The organism is Sphingobacterium sp. UME9 (assembly GCF_014170215.1).
In the GTDB taxonomy this organism is placed as follows: Bacteria; Bacteroidota; Bacteroidia; order Sphingobacteriales; family Sphingobacteriaceae; genus Sphingobacterium; species Sphingobacterium paramultivorum.
Genome location: NZ_LZZP01000013.1, coordinates 1,783,898 through 1,807,299 on the forward strand (window position 1 = coordinate 1,783,898; position 23,402 = coordinate 1,807,299).

Here is a 23,402-nt window from a genome sequence, read left to right on the forward strand (position 1 = left end):
ATGCATAATGGATTATGGGGAGGGCTAATTATTTAGTCAGATGGGTTCGGAAATATAAGGGGCTGAATCCCTTGGCGCGTTTGTAGAAATGGGAAAGATGGCTCTCGTCGGTAAATCCGAGTTCTGCAGCAATTTGTTTCAAGGTATAATCTTTGGATTTAAGTCTGTTCTCGATGAGTTCGATCCGGTAGCTGTTGATATAGGCTCTTAAACTAGTGCCGAAGTTCTTCTTAAAGTAGATTCCAAAATAGGATGGAGCAATATTAAATTTCTGAGCCAGCAGGCTAACCTGAAGTTTTTCGGGCGAAAAAATATAGCGATGAATATAAGCCGAAATCGATCGGTCAACATATAGTTCATGTTGCTGGGGTAAGCGTTGTGTTTCTGATATTTCTTTATAGAGCCCAAAGATTGCAACGAGTTGGTCAAATAGCCAATCAGAACGCTCGTTGACAGTGGCATTGCTATACAGTCGGACAGCTTCCAGGATATGGGAATAAATCAGGCGATGGTGCTCGTCCATATACAGTTTGCGTTCCTTTAATCCTTTATCGTTCATTAGCTCCATAATCCAGGCATAGCGCTTTAGATTACGTTTATTTTGCAGGAAGTAGGTGTCTGTAAATAAAATAAACAAAAAATGGGTCTTTTCTTCAATGCTAAAATAATGCTTGTCTTCCGGACTAATTAAGAACACATCGCCAGGTTCATAATTCAGTTCAAATTTGTTGATCACATGGGTTCCTTTGCCCGAACGAATATAAACAAGCTCATAATAATTTTGCTCGTGTGGAGGCAAATGAAAACTATCCTCAATAAATTCACTGATCCGTAAAGGTTCAAACTGTTTTTTGCGCATTGCTCTCCTGATATATATCTTTAAATGTACATAAAAATAATGTATTTGTACATGTTATTGCCTGCTCTACTATCGCACCTTTGTGTCGTATAAAATGATAAGAAAACATGATTAATTTTATAATGATTGCATTTTGCATCGCAGCGGGGATGTTGTTAAGGCGAACAAATTTAATTCATTCCGAGGCACATAAAGGGATCAATACCTGGATCCTTTATTTTGCCCTGCCGGCGGTGTCTTTCAAATATATTCCGAAGATCGTATGGTCATCACAATTGCTGTTTCCCGTGTTTTCGGCAATCCTCGTTTGGGCAGGTAGCTGGTTATTTATGGAAGTATACTGTCGGCGCAAAAATTATAAACAGCGCTCCCGCAGTAGCTTGGAATTGGCCGCAGGTTACAGCAACACGTCCTTTATAGGCTTTCCATTGATCATAGCTTATTTTGGTGAAGCCCAGTTGCCGATTGCAATTATTTGCGACCAAACTACATTTATTCTACTTTCTACAGCAGGAATCATCAATGCACTAAAAGCGAATGTCCAGGATGGCGAAACGATCGATGTCAAATTTATGCTTCGAAAGTTAGTCAGCTTTCCACCCCTTATCGGCTGTATAACAGCCTTAATGCTGTCTCAATTTGTTGACCTTTCAGTTGCCGAGCCTTTTTTCGATAAATTGGCGGCCACGGTTGGACCCTTGGCCTTATTTTCTATCGGTTTACAGTTGAAGTTTGATGGTTGGCGACAACAGATTTCGCAGATCAGTACGGCGATGAGTTATAAATTGATTCTTGCCCCAGCATTGGTATTACTATTTGCATTACTACTTGGTGTGAAGGGAGCTGTTGCACGGATCAGTATATTCGAAGCAGCTATGCCAACCTTGGTCACTTCAGGGATCATTGCCGAACAATACCATCTGAATACCAAGCTGGTCAATCTGGTTATCGGTTTTAGTATTGTTGTGGGGCTGCTAACAACTGCATTTTGGGATTTTGTTATTCGACTTTTTTTCTCTTAACCTACGGTTACATTGATTGATTGATTGATTGATTGATTGATTGATTGTGAAAACAGCGTAGGCCTGATTTGGCAGCGATTTGTCTTCTCTGAAGTATTGTGTAGGAATGGGGATGTATTCACTTCGTAACATTTTGATAGTGAATCATCTCATGCGAACAACTTTTTTGCTGTTCAACTGTTATTAGGCTATAACCATCTATAAAAAGGAGGTATGTTATGAACCTGATACACAAAATTGAACATTGGGGCGATGCTCATCACCCACAATGGATTGATTACCTAAGAATTGCTTTAGGGGTCGTTATTTTTGCCAAAGGTGTAAGTTTCGTAAATGATAGGGATGTTGTTCAACATATGATTGAGCAAAGTAGTTTCCACTTATCATCATGGGGTGCTGTTCACTATGTGGTTTTTACACATTTGGTGGGCGGGTTGTTCCTAATTTTAGGTTTTCAAACCCGTTTGGCCTCACTACTGCTATTTCCGGTACTGGTAGGGGCTGTATTTTTTGTTAATATCACCCACGGGTTTAGTTATTTGAATTCCGAATTGTGGCTTTCTATAGTCGTATTCTTTTTGCTGATCTTTTTTATGGTCATGGGCTCTGGAAAATACTCCCTAGATCAAATGATGAACAAACCAGGATACAAAAGGGATATCTAAAAAAAAACTCCTTCATACATGAAGGAGTTTTTTCTTTTTTATTTGCCTTGCTCGTCAATCCATTGGCGTGCATTAACGAATGCTTCAATCCAAGGAGAAACTTCGTCCTGACGACCTTTTGGATAATTTGCCCAATGCCATTGGAACACCGAACGCTCAATATGTGGCATAGTAGCCAAGTGGCGTCCTGTCTTATCGCAAACCATTGCTGTATTATAGTCCGAACCATTTGGGTTATGCGGATATTGCTCATACGCATATTTTGCAACGATATTGTACTGCTCTTCAGCATATGGAAGGTTGAATTTTCCCTCCCCATGTGAGATCCAAACACCCAATGTACTTCCCGCTAGTGTCGATAACATGACGGAATTGTTTTCCTGAACTTTTACAGATACAAAGTTTGACTCGTGTTTTCCGGAAGTATTGTGTAGCATTTTTCCGTGGATTTCATGCTCAGGATTAATCATCTCAAGTTCCATAAATAGCTGACAGCCATTACAGATACCCACCGAAAGTGTATCCGGACGAGCAAAGAAATCGGTTAAGGCTTTTTTCGCTTTTTCATTGTAAAGGAAAGCTCCAGCCCAACCTTTTGCCGAGCCCAATACATCTGAGTTCGAGAAACCGCCGACAGCACCGATAAATTGGATGTCTTCCAATGTCTCGCGACCAGCTATCAAATCGGTCATGTGAACATCTTTTACATCAAAACCTGCCAAGAACATGGCGTTAGCCATTTCGCGTTCGGAGTTGGAACCTTTCTCACGAAGGATCGCAGCTTTCGGACGTGCCTTAGTTCCGTCAATGTTAGGTTTCTTACCATCAAATTGACTTGGGAAAGTAAAGGCTAGGGGTTGATTTTTATAATTATCGAAACGTTGTTGTGCAGTTCCATTTTTAGATTGCTTTGAATCCAAAAGGAATGATGTTGTAGACCATACATCACGTGTTGCTGCGACATCAAAGCTGAATACCGCTTCTTGATTTTTAATCGTTACCGTATTACCTTCGATCACCTGACCAATTTTAACCGCGTCCACAGCAGCTTCCTTGACAATCGCCTCAAAAGCAGCGTCGTCTTTCGCTTGCAGGACAAGTGCAATATTCTCATTAAAGAAGGTTTTTACGCTATCAGATTCATTTAATGCTGAAAGGTCGTAGTTGGCGCCAAGATTAACATCGGCAAAGGTCATTTCCAATAAGGTGGTAATCAAGCCCCCCGATCCGACGTCGTGACCAGCTTCGATCTGTCCTTCGTTAATTAATTGCTGTACGGTATTGAATGCTGTTTTGAAATAAGCAGCATCTTGAATGGTCGGTACTTCAGTGCCTAATTTATTGATGATCTGCGCAAATGACGAACCGCCTAATTTGAACTGATCTTTTGATAAGTTGATGTAATAGATCGATCCGGCCTTTTTGTTCAGCACAGGTTCTACCACTTTTGTGATATCAGTACAATTTCCTGCGGCAGAAATGATCAATGTGCCTGGGGCAATGACGTTTTCGCCGTTTGGATATTTTTGCTTCATCGACAAAGAATCTTTTCCCGTCGGGATATTGATTCCCAATGCAATGGCAAAATCCGAGCAGGCTTTAACAGCTTGGTACAAGCGGGCATCTTCCCCCTCATTATTGGCTGCCCACATCCAGTTGGCCGATAGGGAGATTCCTGCGAGGCCATTTTTGATTGGCGCAAATACGATGTTGGAAAGCGATTCGGCAATAGCCGTTCTACTTGCCGACGCTGGATCCACCAAGGCAGCAACAGGGGAGTGACCTATTGTTGTCGCAATCCCTTCTTTACCTTTATAGTCAAGTGCCATAACACCGACGTTGTTTAACGCTAACTGCAATGGACCTACACATTGTTGTTTGGCAACACGGCCACCAACACAACGGTCTACTTTATTGGTTAACCAATCTTTCGAAGCAACAGCTTCCAATTGTAATACTTGGTTTAAGTAGTTTGGAATGTCGGCTGCATCATAAGCAAGATCCGCATAATTGCGAACCACGGTTTTATCGCGCATGAAAGTTTTTGGCGATGAACCAAAGAAATCTTCAAGGGCGTAATCCATTGGTTTTTCACCTGTACTTTTCGATTCGAAAGTGAAGCGGTGGTCGCCAGTGACATCACCTACAGTGTACATTGGTGCACGTTCGCGATCTGCAACACGTTTTAACGTGTCAATATCATCTTCAGCAATCACAAGTCCCATACGTTCTTGCGATTCATTACCGATAATTTCTTTTGCCGATAGTGTAGGATCTCCTACAGGAAGTGCATCCAGGTCAATTAAACCTCCGGTCTCTTCAACAAGTTCAGATAAACAGTTTAAGTGGCCACCTGCACCATGATCATGGATAGAGACAATTGGGTTATGATCGGACTCTACTAAGCCACGAACAGCATTTGCGGCACGTTTTTGCATTTCGGGATTGGAACGTTGAATCGCATTAAGCTCAATTCCAGAACCAAATGCTCCTGTATCTGCAGAAGATACAGCGGCTCCGCCCATTCCGATGCGGTAATTTTCACCACCTAGGATAACGACTTTATCACCAGTTTTCGGCGTATGTTTTTTCGCTTGATCTAGTTTTCCATAGCCAACACCACCAGCTTGCATAATGACTTTGTCGTAACCAAGTTTACGGCCATCCTCTTCATGCTCAAAGGTCAATACAGAACCTGTAATGAGGGGCTGACCAAACTTATTGCCGAAGTCAGAAGCACCGTTGGAAGCTTTGATCAGGATGTCAACTGGGGTTTGGTATAACCATTGACGCTCTTGCATCGCATTTTCCCATGGGCGAGTTTTGTTGAGTTCCTTTGCCGGCTCAGTTACTGTTCCTGCCTGAAGGTCCAATTTATTTTGTTCCAATCGCGAATAAGCAGTCATATATACGGCTGTACCCGCCAATGGAATCGCTCCTTGGCCACCGGCCATACGGTCGCGGATTTCACCACCTGACCCCGTAGCAGCTCCCGAAAATGGTTCAACAGTAGTTGGGAAATTGTGTGTTTCCGCTTTTACTGATAAAACCGAATCAAATGCTTTCTCTTCGTAAAAATCAGGTTTGTCGGCAGATTTAGGTGCAAATTGTGTGACACGTGGACCTTTAACAAAGGCAACGTTATCTTTATAAGCAGAAACAATCTCGTTCGGATTCGTTTCAGAAGTCTTTTTGATTAATTTAAATAGGGAAGTGGGCTGTTCTTCGCCATCAATGATAAAGGTACCATTGAAAATCTTGTGTCTACAGTGTTCAGAATTTGCTTGTGAAAAAGCGAATACTTCCGAGTCTGTAAGCAGACGACCCAACTTGGTCGAAAGATTATTAAGGTAGTCTACTTCTTCTGGATTTAGCGCAAGGCCCTCAGATTTGTTGTAGGCCTCGATGTCTTCAATTTCCAATATCGGTTCAGGTGTGATGTTGACGGTATACATGTCCTGTGTCAACATACTGAACTTTTGTGAAATCATTGGATCGAAGTCATTGAAATCCGCTGGTACCGGTTGAAATTCTTCTATACGAACAATTCCTGCAATGCCCATATTTTGTGTGATTTCTACGGCATTGGTACTCCAGGGAGTAACCATCGCAGCGCGGGGTCCTACAAAGTAATGGTTAAGGTTTTGGTCGTCTAGTTTTTTGGCGTTGCCGAATAGCCAGTTGAGTTTAGTAATGTCTTCTTGTGATAAAGAGTTTACGCTTTGAACACCATATACAGTGTTCGATGGGTTCTCAAAGAAATGAATCATTATAAATGTTTGTTTTGAACGTTCTTCAAATTAAAGCACAAAGTTACATATTTATTTTGATGGAAATGCTTGAATTTTCATTAAAAAATAGGCTCAGGTTGCGTTTACTGGAAAAGGCCCAAATTGCTGTTTTGTGTAAATAAGTGTAAAGTTGTGTTAATTCATGTAAATAAAAGTTATAATTAATAATTGCATTCGTTTCGTTCGGGGAAAGCCCCTACATTCGCAGCATTCATCACCTATGAATAAATATGATTATCCTTGGGAAGGGGTTTATGAACTCCTTCATACGATCTCTTCCTTCGGTATAAATCTAAGGTCCAAATAGCTAACTTGGCTCTATAGTATCAGCTTTCCAAAAAAGATAAAATCGCTTGCTGCCTAGCCTAATGAAGTCTTTTGAGGAGCATACCTACTGCATTAAATTCAGACCAACTGTTGATGAAGGGTAAATTGACGTTGGATATAAACTCAAATTTATCTAAGTTTGTGCATCAAATCAAATTCGAGATGAATATTTCATATAATTGGTTAAAACAACACGTTAATATAGATTCGACACCGGAGGAACTATCACTTATCTTGACAAATACAGGATTGGAAGTAGAAGCTTTGGACGTCGTGCAGAGTATCCCAGGTGGATTGGATGGTTTGGTTGTTGGTGAAGTGAAAACTTGTGAACAGCATCCTAATGCCGATAAATTAAGAGTAACTACCGTTGATGTCGGTGGACCGGAGTTATTGCACATTGTATGTGGCGCACCGAACTGTCGTACAGGATTGAAAGTCATTGTTGCTACAGTGGGCACGACATGCCATCCGCTTACAGGAGAGCCTTTTAAAATTACCAAATCTAAAATTCGTGGTGAAGTTTCCGAAGGTATGTTATGTGGAGAAGATGAAATCGGTTTAGGTACATCCCATGCCGGTATCGTTGAATTACCAGCTGATGTTGCCGTGGGGACCTTAGTGAAAGATCATTTCAATATCCAGGATGATTACCGTTATGAAATTGGTTTAACACCAAATCGTGCAGATGCAGCTTCGCATTTAGGCGTTGCAAGAGATATTGCGGCACATTTTCGTACACAATTGTTAAAAGCAGATGTTTCTGCATTCAAGGCTGCTGAGGCTGAGGGAACGACAGTGGTCGTTGCGGACGCACAGGGGAGCCCACGTTATAGTGGTATCAATATTACTGGTGTTCGCGTTGGAGAATCTCCAGATTGGTTAAAAGAGAAATTAAATGTTATCGGTGTTCGTCCGATCAATAATATTGTCGACGTCACAAATTATATATTACACGATTTGGGTCAGCCACTGCATGCTTTTGATGCTGATAAAATTGCGGGAAATAAAGTCCTTGTTCGTCTTGCGACTGAGGGCGAGAAATTTGTTACCCTGGATGGTGTGGAGCGTACCTTGTCCGCAGAGGACTTGGTGATTGCCGATGCTGAAAAACCGATGTGTATTGCGGGGGTTTTTGGCGGTGCACATTCTGGTGTATCAGCCGAAACGACCAATGTATTTTTGGAGTCGGCTTATTTCAATGCTGTTTCTGTACGGAAGACCTCCAAAAGACATGGTTTAAAAACAGATGCTTCTTTCCGTTTCGAACGTGGTACCGATCCTAATATTACGGTTGAAGCATTGAAGCGCGCTGCTTTATTGATTCAAGAAATTGCAGGTGGAACGATTTCATCTACCCTAAAGGATGAGTATCCTGTCGTGATTAAACCGTTTTCATTTCACGTAAGCTATGCGAATGTGGTTCGTTTGATCGGTCAGGCGATCCCAAATGAAGAAATTAAATCCATTATTGTCGCTCTTGGCATTGAAGTCACTTCAGAAACTGAAACAGGCCTTGATGTGTTGGTGCCGGCATATCGTGTCGATGTCACACGTGAGGTAGACGTTGTGGAGGAAGTGTTGCGTATTTATGGTTATAACAATATTGAGTTGAAGTCACAGATTAAGGCCTCTTTAAATACGGTTGAAAAGCCAGATAAGGAAGTTGTCTTAAATCAATTGGCTGATCTGCTCATTGCAAATGGATTTCGTGAGATTCTGTCCAACTCCCTAACAAAGCTGGACTATGCGGATGATAGCGAAACGGCGGTTAAATTGTATAATCCATTGAGTTCGGATTTAGATACGATGCGTCAAAATATGGTGTTTTCTGTTTTGAGTGCGATTGAATATAACCAAAAACGAAGAAACTTTGATCTGAAATTCTTTGAATTCGGTAAGACTTATGCGCTGGATGGTGAAGGTTATAAAGAAACACAACACCTGGTTTTTGCCATGGCGGGTAAAAATGAAGCTGAGCAATGGAATAGCAAAAAAGATGCAGTTAATTTCTATAACCTAAAAGCAGCCGTAGATACTGTTATCAAAAGGCTGAAAATTGAAGGGATTCAGATACAAGATGCTGCAAGTTCACATTTTGCCTATGGTTTGAACTATATGAAAGGGCAGAAATGTTTGGTTTCATTTGGTGCAATTGCAAACGCAGATTTGAAAAAGGCAGATGTTGAAGGTCAGGTTTTCTTTGCTGATTTTGACTGGGATGTTTTGATGAAAATTATTCGTAAGAATAGCATTCAATATAAAGAAGTTTCCAAATTCCCGGCTGTACGCAGAGATTTATCGCTCTTGATCGACGAAAATGTAAGCTTCGATAAGCTACAATTTGTAGCTCAGAAGACCGAACGCAAGCTTTTAAAGGAGGTAAATGTGTTTGACGTGTATAAAGGTGATAAAATTCCGGAAGGGAAAAAGTCTTATGCTCTGAGCTTTATCTTGCAGGATGAAGAAAAAACACTTACTGATAAGCAAATTGATGCGATAGTTCAAAAATTAATTGTTAATTTTGAGAAGGAACTAGGCGCGGAAGTGCGTGGTTAATTAGAGATACAACATTAATTGGTAATATTCAATTTATATTATGGCAACATTGTCTTCACAAATGAATCTGATCGTTGAGAAAACGAAAAATTTAATTCAATTGTGCGAAGTCTTGCAAGAAGAAAATGATTTGCTTAAATTAGAGGTACAATCCTTAAAAGTGGCTTTCGATGCGAGCAACGATAAGAGCAAGCAATTGGAAGAGAAGGTCAAAGCGTTGGCAGTTGCCCGTACGTTAGATTCTGAAACGGATAAGGAAGCAATTAATGAAAAAATACTTGACACAAAACAAAAAATTAACGATTTTGTGCGGGAAATAGACAAGTGTATTAGTTTGTTGAAATAGTTGGGAGAAGTGTTATCGGATTCAAACTAATACAACGTTAAAAAGCTCAAAGAAATGGGAGAGATTTCCATAAAAATAAATATCGCAGATCGTGTTTATCCCCTTCGGGTGGAGAGCGCGGAAGAAGAAGTAATTCGACACGCTGCGAAATTGATAAATGAAAAAGTAAAGGAATTGCAGGAAAACTATACTGTGAGAGATAAGCAGGATTTGTTATCCATGTGTGTATTGCAATTTGCGACGCGTATGCTTAATGCAGAGCGGCAGTCTCAAAACCACGAAGTGGGTTTGGAAAATTCAGTACAGGAACTTGATCAGTTGTTGACGGATTTCTTTAAAAAATAAATTTACGTTCTTTATATTTAGAGCTTAAACGACGAATTTGCCGCAATTAAATTCGGGTTGTCACTATTTTAAACTTAACGCTTCAATATTACAGGCGCAAAAAGATATAGGCCATTTTGCGAAAGCCATCTGGGTCATAATCTAAGCCTAATTATGTAATCACGAAGTTTAATAATACATGAGACCTGTTTAAATTTAATTGCGGTTTTTTTTTGTCATGAAGTCCTGATGCACTTATCCGGATCGCTACTGAGTTGGCGCATACCAAAGGTAAGGGGACAGGCTGATTGATGATTTTACTGGAATTTGAATATAATTAATAAAAACAAACATAAATAATACAATTATACATACATGGACATCGCAATTTATAGCATAATTTCTCTGATTGTTGGTGTTGTTATAGGTCGTTATCTATTGGTTCTGTTATTTAAAAAACAAGAGCAGGAAGCCAAGGATAAGGTAAATAGCATACTGAAAGATGCAGAGCAGGAAGGGGAACACATTAAAAAGAAACGCCTATTAGAGGCCAAAGAAAAGTTCCTTCAATTAAAATCTGAACACGAAAAGGAAGTCAATCAACGTAACAATACCATCAACCAAAAGGAAAATACGTTAAGACAAAAAGAACAGTCAATTAACCAAAAGCTTGAAAACATCAATCGCGATAAGCAAGATGTGGATACCAAGAAAAAGCAATTGGATAAATTGGTCGAACTGAATGAAAAGAAATCTGAAGAAGTAGAAACGCTCAAATTACAACAGATCAAGCAATTGGAAAGTATCGCTGGCGTAACTGCTGACGAAGCAAAAAATCAATTGGTGGACTCGTTGCGCGAAGAAGCCCGCTCACAAGCGATGATTCAAATCAAAGATATTGTGGATGAGGCCAAATTGACGGCGACTAAAGAGGCGAAAAAGGTTGTTATTCAGACCATCCAACGTACTGCTACGGAATCTGCAATCGAAAATACCGTTTCAATTTTCAATATCGAAAATGATGAAATCAAAGGTCGTATTATTGGTCGTGAAGGTCGTAATATTCGTGCATTGGAAGCTGCAACAGGCGTAGAAATCATTGTAGACGATACACCTGAAGCAATTATCCTATCTGGTTTCGATCCCGTACGTCGCGAAATAGCGCGTTTGGCTTTACACCGTTTGGTAACAGATGGTCGTATCCACCCGGCACGTATTGAAGAGGTTGTTGCTAAGACGCGGACGCAAATAGAAGATGAAATCGTTGAAATTGGTGAACGTACCGCGATCGATTTGGGAATCCATGGTTTGCACCCCGAATTGATTCGTATGGTAGGGCGTATGCGTTACCGTTCGTCTTACGGACAGAATCTTTTACAACACTCGCGTGAGGTAGCTAATTTTGCAGCAACAATGGCGGCAGAACTAGGTCTGAATGTTAAACATGCGAAACGTGCTGGATTACTACACGATATAGGTAAAGTGCCTGATGATAATCCGGAGTTGCCACACGCTATTTTAGGGATGCAACTTGCAGAGAAATACAAGGAACACCCTGATGTATGTAATGCAATTGGTGCTCACCATGATGAGATCGAAATGACTGCCTTAATATCTCCAGTTGTTCAGGCTTGTGATGCGATTTCAGGTGCACGCCCAGGCGCACGTCGTGAGGTTGTGGAAAGTTATATCAAGCGCTTAAAAGAGTTGGAAGATTTGGCTTTATCGTATCCTGGGGTTGAGAAGACTTTCGCGATACAAGCTGGCCGTGAGCTACGTGTCATCGTTGAGAGTGAGAAGGTGTCTGATGCACAGTCGGAAATACTAGCTGCTGATATCTCTAACCGTATTCAAACGGAAATGACTTATCCAGGGCAAATTAAAGTAACTGTAATTCGTGAGACAAGATCAGTGTCTTACGCAAAATAGATCCTAAGGATCCATTATAAAAAAAGCTCCAAACATTTCGTTTGGAGCTTTTTTTATGCAATGCTACACGTTTCCCCCAACTTGATCATTTTAGCCATTCCATTCTCCAAAGGATGGACTTAATATCGGAAAAATTCCATCAGATCTGTCACTGTAGCCAATAGATAGGTCGGATCTTCCTGTTCGAGTTCGGTTTGGCTACCATAGCCATACAGTACACCAACAGCATCCATGCCTGTTTCTCGGGCACCAATCAGATCATGTTTGCGATCTCCGATCATGAGGCAGTCTTGTGGACTTGTTAGCTTGGCCTGTTCCATGACATATTGGATGACACTGGTTTTGGTCGGTCTGGAATCGTCCAAAGCGCTTCCGCCCGCAAAATCAAAATAGGTATTTATTGCAAAGTGCTGTAATATTTTGTGGGCGAAAATTTCGGGTTTGGAGGTCGCAAGGTAGATGTTGTACCCTTTTGTTTTCAGCAACGCTAAAAGCTCAGGTATGCGATCAAACAGGATATTCTCATACAACCCTATGGTTGAAAAGCGTTCCCGATATTTTTCTACACAGGCAATTGCTTCGCTTTCCTCAAATCCAAAGGTATGTATGAAAGAATCTTTAAGGGGCGGGCCGATTAAGGGTTTGAGGCTATTCAGATCTGCTGTATGAATGCCTTTGGATTCCAAGGCATAGGCAATACATTTCGTAATTCCTTCTGCGGGGTCGGTCAGGGTTCCGTCCAGATCGAATAAGATATGTTTGTAAGACTTCATGCTGCAATATTACGGAATAGAATAGGAGTAAGCGAGTTTGTGTACGCTGAAAGCATATAATGACCTGCAGCAGACCAAAAAATAGGGAATATTATCATTTTTAAGGCCTAAGGCATGCCCAATATTTGTTAAATTTGCCGAATGAAACAAAAGAAGAAAGTTCAAGAAGTCGAACCTTTACGCCCCGTAGATAAGTATTTTGCGGAGCTGGATGCTAATTTTCAGGATCCGACCAACCGTCTGATTCAAGCCATCTTTTTACCATTATTGTTTTTTGGTATCATGGGCTGCATCTGGATGATCCCATTTCCACAGTTCGAGTTCTTGGTCAAACTCAATTGGCATACCTTTTTGAATTGGGGGTCTTTCTTCATCGCTATTGTCATTTATTATTATTTAAAGCTGTCTGCAACGTTGTCCTATGCGATATTATTCTCTATCGGGGGCATGAGTTTCTTTATTGTGCAATTGGAATACGCACAAAAGAATGGTGGCCCGGCTGTCATCTGGGTGTGTTTGGGGATCGCATTGCTAGCTATTGTCGCGCTTTTTATCGGTAAGGGAAAGGAAAAGAAGAAAATCACAGGACAGCAGTTTCTACAGTTTTTACTTGTCGGACCGATATGGTTGTGGCATTTTGTCTTTAAAAAATTGAATTTAAGATATTAACTGAGTGGTTTTTAGGTGCTGATCGTACTATTTATGATCGTAGCCTGATCGGACGTCAGTATAAAAAGAGGGCCAAATTGCTTGCAATTTGGCCCTCTTTATGTTGTTGTAGTTACGCACAGCTGGTTCAGAATACGGCTAACTTTTGTAATTGAACCATTTGATGATTTCTTTGAGACTTGCTTTTTTACCATAGATCAAAATACCGACACGGTAGATACGGGCAGCGACCCAGGTAACAAATAAGAAGGTCAGTATGAGCAAGGTCAATGAGGTCAGAATCTGCCATAGGGGTACACCAAAAGGTATGCGAACGAGCATAGCGATAGGCGAGGTGAATGGAATAAAGCTTAACCATGTTGCAATCGGTCCATTGGGATCATTGATAATAACGCCAAAAGAAAGAATATAGGTCAATAGCAAAGGCATGGTAATGGGCATTGAAAACTGATTGGCCTCTGTTTCATTGTCGACAGCTGAACCAGCAGCAGCGAAAATAGCACTATACAGCAGATATCCGGCAATAAAAAACAGAAAGAAGAAAATGATGACTTCCGTGAAGTTAAAGCTTTGGATCGAAGTAAGGATAGAAGCAGAATCATTCTGGGCCATTGCTTTTGATACGGTACTCATATTACCCGCTCCAGGTTGGCTTGCGGCAACCTCCTGCATGTCCTGAGGATTGACAAATAGGAGTGTTGCTGTGATAAATAAGCCTCCTGTAAGCACAAGCCACATGACAAATTGCGTCAGTCCAACCATACCGATCCCAACAATTTTACCCATCATGAGCTGAAAGGGTTTGACCGAGGAAATAATGACTTCGATGATACGATTGCTCTTTTCCTCGATAATACCGCGCATTACCTGGGCACCATAGAGAAACAGGGATAGGTATACTAAGATAGCCAAAGCGACACCAAGGCCCATTGCAATGGCTGTATTGCTATTCTTTTCTTCACCGTCTGCTGTTATTTCTTTTGCATCGATGCTGACTTTAGGCTTAATGGACTGGATGATCTGCAGGTCGATTCCCTTGGCTTTATATTCCTTTTCACGGATGATTTCTTCCAACTGTCCACTAATGATTTCCTGTGTGACAAAACTTGTCTTGCCGCCGGTAATCAGTTCGGCTCTTTCGCTTGTTAAAATATCTTTTGGAATATAAAGGATCGACTGTTTTCCTTCGCTTTGTGTAAGCTGCGCTTTTTGGGTTTGGAGGTCCAATTTCGATATGGTATAACTTACATTTTTATTGCTTTGGAGTTTGCTGGCAAAGTCGCCTTGCTCATCTAAAATAAAGACTTCGGTGTGCGAATCTTTGAAGCTCTTTTTTGTCAGATAAAACATACCTGCATACAGTGCGAAAAAGAACAGGGGCACGGCAAAAGTCATGACAATAAAAGATTTTTTCTTGACACGTGATAGGTATTCCCGTTGGATGATAAGTAATATTTTATGCATGATCGTTAGCTGTAGGTGAGACTTGTGTGACTTTTTGGATGAAAATATCCGCCATGGAGGGAACGATTTCAATGAGTTGATTGAGCTGTATTTGGGGTATGAAACGCATTAATACATCATTGATATGGCTATTCTTATTTAGCTGAATTGTAGTGATGTATGTTTTTTCATCCTTTGTTGACGTGATGACCTCAAATAGGGTGTCGTCGGACAGAAGAAAATTATCTTCGCTTGCTGTATATTCCAATCGATAGGTTTGATTTCGGTATTCTTTTTTAATCGCTTGTACAGAACCATCCAGTATTTTTTTTGATCGGTTGATGAGGGCGATATTATCGCAAAGCTCTTCCACAGTCTCCATGCGGTGTGTGGAAAATATAATGGTCGCACCTTCTTGATTTAAGCGGAGAATCTGTTCTTTTATGATATTGGCATTTACGGGATCAAATCCCGAAAAGGGCTCATCTAAGATAATCAATTCTGGTTGGTGGATGACTGTAGCGACAAATTGTACTTTTTGCTGCATACCTTTACTGAGATCTTCTATTTTTTTGTCTAACCAGGATGTGATGTCCAGGCGTTGGCACCAATCTCGGATGCGTGCTAAGGCTTCTCGCTTGGAAAGTCCCTTAAGCTGTGCCAAATACAACATTTGATCACCGATTTTCATTTTTTTGTACAAACCCCGCTCTTCGGGTAAATAGCCGATTTGAGCAATATGCTGTGGGCCCAAGGGTTCGCCATTAAACAGGATTTCGCCGGAATCGGGGGCGGTAATTTGGTTAATAATACGGATCAGGGATGTTTTTCCCGCCCCGTTTGGCCCCAATAGCCCAAAAATCTTACCCTTTGGGATTTGAATGGATACATCGTCCAATGCACGGTGATTGGCGTAATCTTTGGTGACATGATTGATTTCGAGTAACATCTATTTTAAGGTTTAATTTATTCGTTCTTTGGATTTTTAAGAACCTTGCTTTTTTTCCAAAGACTGACGTTTATTTATGTAGTTAGTATCTTGTACGGCTGAATTGTTACAGCATCCCTGAAAAATTTTATGCATATTTTCGCTTCGGAATACACATATTCGTTTGACTAATCGTTTGTAGTGAAAGTTAAAAATAATTAGGGACATTTTATTATCCTGCCCATAAAATTGGAAGTCGAGCTTTTTTATGGAATAGAAGCAGTACAAATCTTGTCAAAGGGATTCATTTAACGTACCTTTGTTCCATGGAAGTGAAAAAAGCCGAATTCGTGTGCAGTAACACGAGAGTTGACAAATTACCTGCACCCAATTTGCCGGAATATGCGTTTATCGGACGTTCAAATGTCGGTAAATCATCGTTGATCAATGCAATGACCAACAAGAAAGGACTTGCCAAGACCTCCCAAAAACCTGGTAAGACGCAGTTGATCAATCATTTTATCATCGACGATACATGGTATTTGGTGGATTTGCCAGGTTATGGTTTTGCTAAGGCCTCTAAAACAAGTCGTAATGAATGGGAAAAGTTCATCCGGAGATATCTTACCCATCGGGACAATTTGCAATGTGTTTTTGTGTTGGTGGATAGCCGTCATGAACCACAAAAGATTGACCTTGATTTTTGCTATTGGTTGGGCGAATGCGGTTTACCATTTATGTTGGTTTTCACCAAAGCCGATAAGCAATCGACTGTTAAATCCGATGCGAATATTGCGAAATTTAAAAAATCATTGCTCCAATGGTTTGAGGAGGTGCCGCCGATTTTCCTAACGTCAGCGGAGAAGAAAATGGGTCATGAGCCTATTTTAGAAGCTATCGATGAAGTTAATGGCCGATTTGTTCGCCCTGAACTCGACGGAAACGAACAGTTTTAGCTAGATTTTAAGTTCAGATGAAAAAATACTTGTCCTTAGTTTTATTTGCCCATAGTGTATTTGCATTGCCATTTGCCTTTATTGGCTTCTTTTTGGCATTGCACACAACAGACTATGCCTTTTCGTGGAAATTATTGGTTTTGATGCTCGTTTGTATGGTGACGGCCCGTAATGCTGCCATGGCATTCAATCGTTATCTGGATAGAGATATTGATGCCATTAATCCAAGAACGGCCATGCGTGATATTCCTGCTGGAAAAATTTCCGCTAAAAATGCATTGGTTTTTACGCTGGTAAATTGCCTGATTTTTATTGCAGCGACGTATTTTATCAATTCTCTTTGCTTTATGTTGTCGCCCATTGCACTTTTTGTCGTGCTTTTTTACTCCTATACAAAGCGCATAACACCCTTATGCCATATTGTATTGGGAGCAGGGCTGGGATTGGCTCCAATAGGCGCATATATGGTTATTACAGGACAATTTGCGACCGTTACGGTACTTTATGGTTTCGCTGTGTTGACCTGGGTGAGTGGCTTTGATATTATTTACGCTTTGCAGGATGAAGCCTTTGATCGGGCAAATCATCTTAATTCTATACCCGTGTGGTTAGGAACGAAGGGAGCTATGCGCGTTTCGGAATGTTTGCATGTGTTTTCTTTTATATTTATTTTAATACCAGCATTTTTGATGCCGGTAGGTTGGATTTATTATTTAGGTGTGGCCTTTTATGGGGCGTTGCTGATTTACCAGCATACCCTGTTTTCATCGACTAATTTAAGTCGGGTCAATCGCGACTTTATGACAACAAATGGTTATGCCTCGGTGATTTTTGCTGTATTTTACCTCTTGGATATCTGGTTGATCAAATAAACGTTTTAGCATAAAATAAGAAAGGCTTTAGGAATTCCTAAAGCCTTTCTTATTTTTGCATCTAAACCAATACACATGCTATGAAGAAAAGTATTCTTTTCACGTCTATTTTATGTTTGTCATTGTCTTCGCAGGCGCAAAAGCTGTCGAATTATGTCATTCAATATAATCAAAGTTTCAATGGGAATACAGCTGCCAATCAAAATGCCATTCTAGTCTATGCCAATGAAAAGGAGACTTTTGTTAGTTCGGCAAAAGAAATGAACGGACAGTTGGCGCCGCCATACGAACGGGTTGTGGTGGAGCGTTCTGGAGGCAATGCTTTACTTAAAATTGCTAAACTCAAAGACGGATCAATCATTCTAACCAAAGATTCGCTCGCGCTTTCGAAACAAAAATTTAACGCCACAAACGAGACTAAAACAATCTTGGGCTATCCCTGTAAAAAAGTGGAGACGAGCATCAATTCCAATAAAATAGAAGTTTGGTATACCGATAAATTAGGGGTCAAAGGTGCACCCACGGAACTTGGTCAGGACCTTGGTCTGGTACTCGAGGTAATCCGCAATGGGAATACACGTACCTTTGCCACCAAAGTAGAAAAGGTAAAGACTATACCGGATCAACTGAGGCTAAAGGGAACTGAAAAACCTTACGATGAACTTTCCTATAAAGATCTTATCTGGAAGAACCGTTTTATCCAAATACCTGTTTTTCGGAAGGAGAGTATACGTTTTTCGGATGGTGTAAAGTCGGATTCTATTTTGCGTTTTGCTAATGGGACAGTTTTGGTAAAAAAGGTGAAAATCCCAAAAATAAAGACAAGCGACAATGTATTTGTGCAGTTGGTCGAACAATCGAAAGGTGATGCCTATGATCGTACTGGATCAGTTTTTATCATTCCCACCAACAAGGCACAGAGCTTTTTGGATGGCATGAAAAATGGTATGGGTACCCTTCCTAAGTATGAAAATGGCAATGGTAAAGCCTATCAAGGGGTTGTAAAAACAGCATCCTTTGAGCCTATTGTTGAATTGATGCGTTTCTTTACACCTTTTGGTGTTAAGCAGTTTAACTATCTTCAGTTAAAGGATAAGGTTTGGCAAGACTCGGTACTGTACCGTCAGGACGTAACCGAATTGGCCGGTATGTTGAGCGAGCAGGAGGTCTATGTGGGTGCATTCATTGGTAACTATGATAAAAATGGACATGAGGTGAGTGTTGAGCTGACGATACATCCTGGCTTCGATGCCGAGTCAAAAGGCAGTCTGAAAAAGACGATGTCTTTATTTACGACGACCAATGTCATGGAAATGGGCGGTCAGGAGTACGGATCTATGTTTGATAAGGAGAAAGGTCTTACTGTTTCATTTCATTTGGACCAGGATGCTAAAAACGTGCAATTACGCTACATTACCACAGGGCATGGAGGCTGGGGCAATGGTGATGAGTTTGTGCCTAAAGAAAACCGCATTTTCCTAAACGATTCATTGCTCTTTAAATACACCCCTTGGCGCAATGATTGCGGTTCGTATCGTTTGTCGAACCCAGCTTCAGGCAATTTTGCTACAGGGCTGTCTTCATCCGATCTGAGTCGCTCCAATTGGTGTCCGGGTACAGTAACTCCACCGATCTATATTGATCTGGGGGATTTAAAAGCTGGAGACCATACGATGCAGGTACAGATCCCACAGGGAGCGCCTGAAGGAACAAGTTTCAGTAGCTGGAATGTGACGGGTACCTTGTTATTCGATTAATTATTTTTTCATTGTTGTCATGTGCAATAGTGTTATCGCACATGGCAGCAATCTTCTCTCGTTTTAGATCTTCTCTCGTTTTTAAGACAAAGATTAAAGGGGATAAGCCGTCTCGCTTTTTGTCTCCGATAATACAAAGTAGGTCTGTACGGTGTTTACTTGAGGTAATACAGCCAGGCGATGCCGCAGAAAAATATGATAAGCATCCATATCTTTGGTTGCTATACGTAACATAAAGTCGTAAGAGCCTGCCATTTGGTAGCATTCCATAACCTCGGGAAATTTAGCCACCTCTTTTTCGAATTCATTTAACACCTCAAACGTATGCGCCTTGAGAAAAACCTGGGAAAATGAAATTAACCCAATGCCTATTTTGTGGCGGTCCAAAATTGCCACCGTTTTTTTGATGTAACCCAACCGCTTTAGCTTTCTAACACGTTCATGAACAGCTGCAATGGATTTGTTGAGTTCAAAGGATAGCGCTTTATTACTCATTGAGGCATCTTGCTGTAGGAGACGCAATAATTTTACATCTATTTCATCCAATTCCATAATCTGAATATTTTCGGTACAGCTGTAAAAATACGCTATTGTTCTGAATTATTTATTGGTTTTTATGTCTTTTAATTTAATTTTTATTGAAATTATAGTCATGTGTTGAATATTATCTTGTCAATGGCCAATTTTGCAACAGAATAATCATTTATAAGAAATGGCTGAACAAGAATTATTAAGTGCGTGTTTGTCACCTGCATTGGACAAGAGATTTAAACATCTGTGGCGATTAGTCGGAAATACACCGATGTTGGAACTACAGTATACATACAAAGGTAAACCCGGACGAATTTTCGTAAAATGTGAGAACTACAATCTGACCGGTAGCATTAAGGATAGGATGGCTCTTTATATTTTATATAAAGCGTATATGAATTGTCAGATCCGCCCAAGTGATGTTGTTATTGAAGCTACAAGTGGAAACACGGGGATTGCTTTTTCAGCAATCGGTAAAGCGCTTGGTCATCAAGTAAAGATTATTATGCCCAACTGGCTGAGCAAGGAGCGTACCGATATTATTCGAAGTATGGGAGCCGATATTCAGTTGATAAGCAAAGAAGAAGGTGGATTTTTAGGAAGTATTCGTTTAAGTGAGGAGCTTGCTGCAAAGGGCGGTGTTTTTCTTCCACGGCAATTTGAGAATCAATATAATGCCGAAGCGCATGAGAAAACTACAGGTTACGAGATTGTAAAGCAACTGGAAGAACAGGGCTTAGTAGCTGATGCTTTTGTTGCTGGTGTGGGAACTGGTGGTACGGTAATGGGTGTGGGGAGAAGCTTAAGAAAGGTAAACCCAAATGTCCGTGTACATCCACTGGAACCGGCAGAAAGTCCAACCTTGACTACAGGACATAAAGTAGGTTCACACCGTATTCAGGGAATATCTGATGAATTTATTCCTGCTATTGTGGATTTAGATGAACTCGATACTGTCGTTTGTGCGAATGATGGCGACTCCATTATCATGGCGCAGAAGCTGTCACGTCAATTGGGATTGGCTGTTGGTATCTCTTCCGGAGCAAATGTAATCGGGGCGATTAAATTACAACAGGAGCTGGGTGATGAAGCTGTCGTGGTGACGCTACTTTGTGATGATAACAAAAAATACCTAAGTACTGATTTGGTGAAAGACGAGCCTGTAAAAGAAGGATATCTTTCTACAGACGTTGATTTTTCGGGTTTTCAACCTATTTGCAGATTGGCAAATCCAGTATTTGGAGCCTAAAAAGATTTAGTTTCATATGTTTATAGTTAACTCGGGGAGTCTCTAGCTCCTCGGGTTTCATTTATTCAAAAACCAATATATACCTAAGAATAACACAAAATGAAAGTCAATTTCAAATTATTTATCCTTCTCATGTTGCTGATAGCGCCTGTGGCCATGTTTGCCCAAGCGGATACAACAACAAACAAGTTGGAGGGGCTTGAGTTTACGGATGGTACAATAAGTCCCGATTCACTATCTTTTGAGGAGTCTCCAGATACCGCTACCGTAAAAGTCGACTCGAACAAGACCACAGTAGCGGTAGTAGCAACAGGTGAAAAGGCTGCTGGGGCAGAAAAGAAATCATTGTGGAGTATCTTTATTGCAGGCCTTATAGGCGGTTTTGCAGCATTATTGATGCCTTGTATTTTTCCGATGCTACCCCTGACGGTGAGTTATTTTACCAAACAGGCGGGGAGTCGTGCCAGTGGTATCAGTAAAGCCCTGTTGTATGGATTATTTATTATTGTGATTTATGTAGCCTTGGGGATGATTATCACGATTGCATTCGGATCTGATGCACTTAATGCGCTTTCGACTAACGGCATCTTTAACTTCATTTTCTTTTTGTTGTTGGTTGGATTTGCGGCTTCATTTTTTGGTGCATTTGAAATTACTTTACCAAGCTCCTTTGTCAATAAAATGGATGCCAAATCGGATAAAGGTGGGTTAGTGGGCTTGTTCTTTATGGCCTTCAGCTTGTCATTGGTCTCCTTTTCTTGTACAGGTCCGATTATTGGAACATTATTGGTTGAGGCAGCTTCGAAAGGCGAAAGATTAGGTCCAGCAATTGGGATGTTGGGATTCTCCATTGCCCTGGCCATTCCTTTTGGTTTGTTCGCTATGTTTCCTTCCATGCTGAAATCCTTACCGAAATCCGGTGGTTGGCTGAATAGTGTAAAAGTAGTGTTGGGATTTTTGGAACTTGCTTTAGCTTTGAAATTTTTATCTAATGTCGACTTAGCTTACCACTGGAATTGGTTGGATAGAGAGGTGTTCCTGTCGCTATGGATTGCTATTTTTGCTTTGATGGGTCTATACTTGATTGGCAAGATAAAGTTCTCCCATGACAGTGAGCTGAAATTCCTATCTGTTCCCAGAACGATTTTGGCAATTGTTGTTTTTTCTTTTGTGGTCTATATGGTGCCCGGTTTATGGGGAGCGCCTTTAAAATCGATTTCTGCCTTTTTACCACCATCGGCAACACAAGACTTTGATCTTTCTTCGGGTGTAAGTGCTGGTGCTGCTGCACATTCAGACGGAAAGGTGAAAAAATATGCTGAAATTTTTCATGAAAGGGGCACGCCAAAGGGATTCGATCCTTATTATGATTATGAACAGGCATTGGCCACGGCTAAAGAATTAAACAAGCCCGTTTTAATAGATTTTACGGGTTGGAATTGTGTCAATTGTCGTAAAATGGAAGCGAATGTTTGGACAGACCAAGCGGTGGCCAAATTATTAAAAGAAGAGTTTGTTATGGCCGAACTTTTTGTGGATGATAAGACCGAGCTGGCTGCCAATGAACAATTTGTTTCCAAATATAGCGGCAAAAAGATCAATACAATCGGTAAGAAAAATAGCGATTTTCAAGCTGCTACATTCGATAGCAATTCACAGCCACTGTATGTAATTGTCGATCCGACGGGCAAAAAACTGGTGCCTCAGCGTGGTGCCAACTACAATGTAGAAGAGTACAAGGCGTTCCTGCAAAGTGGTGTGGATGCATTTAAACATAAAAACTAACCATCGTCATATTCTAATTTTGTCCTCCTTGTTATGTGCAAGGGGGATTTTTTTTGATAAAACATCGCTTTTTATGCCTCCAGGGCTTATGCAGTGGGACTGTCTTCATATTGTCTTCGTATTGTGTTCGTACCAGCTTCGGACGGGGACAATCTTGCAACATATATTGACCAAACCCTGACCAGATATTTCCTGTTCGGGGTCTGTTCAACAACTGTACAGCACCTGTTCAATATCTGTTGCTTGTCCGAAGCAGGTCCGAAGCAGGTCCGAAGCAGGTACGAATCTTACCGCGAACCTTATCTGAGGTGAATGTGCCACCCCCACCATGTCTTATACTGAAATAGGTTTACATATACCGAACAGATTACTATATAGATTTTACATTCTATTTTTTTCTACTGGATATAGTTGTCATTGTCTGTTTTCTTACTATTATCAGTTGTCCGTTCCCTGACCACAGTTTCCCTGGTTTTACTGCGGAACTTTTTTGACTCAGCGTTACGTCTTTGAAACACTTTGGGAGTTTTTTGGTTCTGCCATTCCAGATGTGCCTGTTGGGGAGACATCATATTGCAGGACATATGTGGTCTAAAATGATTGTATATATTGACTGC

The 23,402-nt window shown here is 40.8% G+C and carries 19 protein-coding genes; 12 read left to right on the plus strand and 7 right to left on the minus strand.

From position 1 onward, the window contains the following. Positions 1 to 28 precede the first annotated feature (28 nt). Entirely contained in the window at positions 29 to 859 is an 831-nt protein-coding gene (locus A9970_RS26660; RefSeq protein WP_182984273.1) for an AraC family transcriptional regulator, read from the minus strand. Between the two features lie 107 nt (positions 860 to 966). Between A9970_RS26660 and A9970_RS26665 the strand changes: the two genes are divergently transcribed. After that, positions 967 to 1,881: an AEC family transporter gene (locus tag A9970_RS26665; protein ID WP_182984274.1), complete on the plus strand. Its 915-nt coding sequence runs from the start codon at positions 967 to 969 to the stop codon at positions 1,879 to 1,881. A 218-nt stretch (positions 1,882 to 2,099) separates the two neighbouring features. Next, a complete protein-coding gene (locus tag A9970_RS26670) occupies positions 2,100 to 2,546 on the plus strand; it encodes a DoxX family protein (protein ID WP_075991990.1) in 447 nt (148 codons plus the stop codon). Between the two features lie 38 nt (positions 2,547 to 2,584). Here the strand turns inward: A9970_RS26670 and purL are convergent, their stop codons facing one another. After that, a complete protein-coding gene (gene purL / locus A9970_RS26675) occupies positions 2,585 to 6,316 on the minus strand; it encodes a phosphoribosylformylglycinamidine synthase (RefSeq protein ID WP_182984275.1) in 3,732 nt (1,243 codons plus the stop codon). A 510-nt stretch (positions 6,317 to 6,826) separates the two neighbouring features. Here purL and pheT point away from each other — a divergent pair. The 4 genes from pheT to rny all read left to right on the plus strand — a co-directional run bounded on the left by pheT (position 6,827) and on the right by rny (position 11,822). Beyond that, the gene (gene pheT, locus A9970_RS26680) at positions 6,827 to 9,223 is read left to right on the plus strand and encodes a phenylalanine--tRNA ligase subunit beta (RefSeq protein WP_182984276.1); all 2,397 of its coding nucleotides are present in this window, start codon (positions 6,827 to 6,829) and stop codon (positions 9,221 to 9,223) included. A gap of 40 nt (positions 9,224 to 9,263) precedes the next feature. Further along, the gene (locus tag A9970_RS26685) at positions 9,264 to 9,569 is read left to right on the plus strand and encodes a hypothetical protein (protein WP_046675830.1); all 306 of its coding nucleotides are present in this window, start codon (positions 9,264 to 9,266) and stop codon (positions 9,567 to 9,569) included. A gap of 54 nt (positions 9,570 to 9,623) precedes the next feature. Next, a complete protein-coding gene (locus A9970_RS26690) occupies positions 9,624 to 9,914 on the plus strand; it encodes a cell division protein ZapA (RefSeq protein WP_046675831.1) in 291 nt (96 codons plus the stop codon). A 354-nt stretch (positions 9,915 to 10,268) separates the two neighbouring features. Then, positions 10,269 to 11,822 (plus strand): ribonuclease Y, encoded by a 1,554-nt coding sequence (gene rny / locus A9970_RS26695; RefSeq protein WP_088161054.1) that lies wholly within the window; start codon positions 10,269 to 10,271, stop codon positions 11,820 to 11,822. 119 nt (positions 11,823 to 11,941) lie between these two features. Here the strand turns inward: rny and A9970_RS26700 are convergent, their stop codons facing one another. Further along, positions 11,942 to 12,595: an HAD-IA family hydrolase gene (locus tag A9970_RS26700; RefSeq protein ID WP_182984277.1), complete on the minus strand. Its 654-nt coding sequence runs from the start codon at positions 12,593 to 12,595 to the stop codon at positions 11,942 to 11,944. 141 nt (positions 12,596 to 12,736) lie between these two features. Here A9970_RS26700 and A9970_RS26705 point away from each other — a divergent pair, with 141 nt between their 5' ends. Beyond that, on the plus strand, positions 12,737 to 13,264 hold the full coding sequence (locus tag A9970_RS26705) for an Mpo1-like protein (RefSeq protein ID WP_075991994.1): 528 nt from the start codon (positions 12,737 to 12,739) through the stop codon (positions 13,262 to 13,264). Positions 13,265 to 13,402: 138 nt separating this feature from the next. On the opposite strand, the gene A9970_RS26710 is transcribed toward A9970_RS26705, so the two are convergent. After that, positions 13,403 to 14,728: an ABC transporter permease gene (locus A9970_RS26710; RefSeq protein WP_182984278.1), complete on the minus strand. Its 1,326-nt coding sequence runs from the start codon at positions 14,726 to 14,728 to the stop codon at positions 13,403 to 13,405. Continuing rightward, positions 14,721 to 15,656, minus strand: a complete 936-nt coding sequence (locus A9970_RS26715) for an ABC transporter ATP-binding protein (RefSeq protein WP_182984279.1) — start codon at positions 15,654 to 15,656, stop codon at positions 14,721 to 14,723. The genes A9970_RS26710 and A9970_RS26715 overlap by 8 nt, the downstream gene beginning before the upstream one ends. 305 nt (positions 15,657 to 15,961) lie before the next feature. Here A9970_RS26715 and yihA point away from each other — a divergent pair, with 305 nt between their 5' ends. The 3 genes from yihA (at position 15,962) to A9970_RS26730 (ending at position 19,220) form a co-directional block, all read left to right on the plus strand. Then, positions 15,962 to 16,591 (plus strand): ribosome biogenesis GTP-binding protein YihA/YsxC, encoded by a 630-nt coding sequence (gene yihA / locus A9970_RS26720; RefSeq protein ID WP_075991997.1) that lies wholly within the window; start codon positions 15,962 to 15,964, stop codon positions 16,589 to 16,591. Between the two features lie 17 nt (positions 16,592 to 16,608). Beyond that, positions 16,609 to 17,463 (plus strand): UbiA-like polyprenyltransferase, encoded by an 855-nt coding sequence (locus tag A9970_RS26725; protein WP_182984280.1) that lies wholly within the window; start codon positions 16,609 to 16,611, stop codon positions 17,461 to 17,463. Positions 17,464 to 17,543: 80 nt separating this feature from the next. Continuing rightward, the gene (locus A9970_RS26730) at positions 17,544 to 19,220 is read left to right on the plus strand and encodes a PNGase F N-terminal domain-containing protein (protein ID WP_088161059.1); all 1,677 of its coding nucleotides are present in this window, start codon (positions 17,544 to 17,546) and stop codon (positions 19,218 to 19,220) included. A 93-nt stretch (positions 19,221 to 19,313) separates the two neighbouring features. On the opposite strand, the gene A9970_RS26735 is transcribed toward A9970_RS26730, so the two are convergent. Then, positions 19,314 to 19,772 (minus strand): Lrp/AsnC family transcriptional regulator, encoded by a 459-nt coding sequence (locus A9970_RS26735; protein WP_046675839.1) that lies wholly within the window; start codon positions 19,770 to 19,772, stop codon positions 19,314 to 19,316. A gap of 160 nt (positions 19,773 to 19,932) precedes the next feature. Here A9970_RS26735 and A9970_RS26740 point away from each other — a divergent pair, with 160 nt between their 5' ends. Both A9970_RS26740 and A9970_RS26745 read left to right on the plus strand, forming a co-directional pair. Then, complete coding sequence (locus tag A9970_RS26740; protein ID WP_153846883.1) at positions 19,933 to 21,000, plus strand: PLP-dependent cysteine synthase family protein; 1,068 nt, start codon at positions 19,933 to 19,935, stop codon at positions 20,998 to 21,000. A 99-nt stretch (positions 21,001 to 21,099) separates the two neighbouring features. Beyond that, a complete protein-coding gene (locus A9970_RS26745; RefSeq protein WP_182984281.1) occupies positions 21,100 to 22,785 on the plus strand; it encodes a protein-disulfide reductase DsbD in 1,686 nt (561 codons plus the stop codon). A gap of 398 nt (positions 22,786 to 23,183) precedes the next feature. Here the strand turns inward: A9970_RS26745 and A9970_RS26750 are convergent. Then, on the minus strand, positions 23,184 to 23,402 hold a 219-nt coding region (locus tag A9970_RS26750; RefSeq protein ID WP_182984282.1), incomplete at its 5' end, for a hypothetical protein.

Coding starts and splice junctions, on each gene's coding strand:
- A9970_RS26690 (WP_046675831.1), top strand. CDS start 9,624: ATGGGAGAGATTTCCATAAAAATAAATATCGCAGATCGTGTTTATCCC.
- yihA (WP_075991997.1), top strand. CDS start 15,962: ATGGAAGTGAAAAAAGCCGAATTCGTGTGCAGTAACACGAGAGTTGAC.
- A9970_RS26730 (WP_088161059.1), top strand. CDS start 17,544: ATGAAGAAAAGTATTCTTTTCACGTCTATTTTATGTTTGTCATTGTCT.
- A9970_RS26665 (WP_182984274.1), top strand. CDS start 967: ATGATTAATTTTATAATGATTGCATTTTGCATCGCAGCGGGGATGTTG.
- A9970_RS26685 (WP_046675830.1), top strand. CDS start 9,264: ATGGCAACATTGTCTTCACAAATGAATCTGATCGTTGAGAAAACGAAA.
- rny (WP_088161054.1), top strand. CDS start 10,269: ATGGACATCGCAATTTATAGCATAATTTCTCTGATTGTTGGTGTTGTT.
- A9970_RS26700 (WP_182984277.1), bottom strand. CDS start 12,595: ATGAAGTCTTACAAACATATCTTATTCGATCTGGACGGAACCCTGACC.
- A9970_RS26715 (WP_182984279.1), bottom strand. CDS start 15,656: ATGTTACTCGAAATCAATCATGTCACCAAAGATTACGCCAATCACCGT.
- purL (WP_182984275.1), bottom strand. CDS start 6,316: ATGATTCATTTCTTTGAGAACCCATCGAACACTGTATATGGTGTTCAA.
- A9970_RS26745 (WP_182984281.1), top strand. CDS start 21,100: ATGAAAGTCAATTTCAAATTATTTATCCTTCTCATGTTGCTGATAGCG.
- A9970_RS26660 (WP_182984273.1), bottom strand. CDS start 859: ATGCGCAAAAAACAGTTTGAACCTTTACGGATCAGTGAATTTATTGAG.
- A9970_RS26725 (WP_182984280.1), top strand. CDS start 16,609: ATGAAAAAATACTTGTCCTTAGTTTTATTTGCCCATAGTGTATTTGCA.
- A9970_RS26710 (WP_182984278.1), bottom strand. CDS start 14,728: ATGCATAAAATATTACTTATCATCCAACGGGAATACCTATCACGTGTC.
- A9970_RS26705 (WP_075991994.1), top strand. CDS start 12,737: ATGAAACAAAAGAAGAAAGTTCAAGAAGTCGAACCTTTACGCCCCGTA.
- A9970_RS26735 (WP_046675839.1), bottom strand. CDS start 19,772: ATGGAATTGGATGAAATAGATGTAAAATTATTGCGTCTCCTACAGCAA.
- A9970_RS26670 (WP_075991990.1), top strand. CDS start 2,100: ATGAACCTGATACACAAAATTGAACATTGGGGCGATGCTCATCACCCA.
- pheT (WP_182984276.1), top strand. CDS start 6,827: ATGAATATTTCATATAATTGGTTAAAACAACACGTTAATATAGATTCG.
- A9970_RS26740 (WP_153846883.1), top strand. CDS start 19,933: ATGGCTGAACAAGAATTATTAAGTGCGTGTTTGTCACCTGCATTGGAC.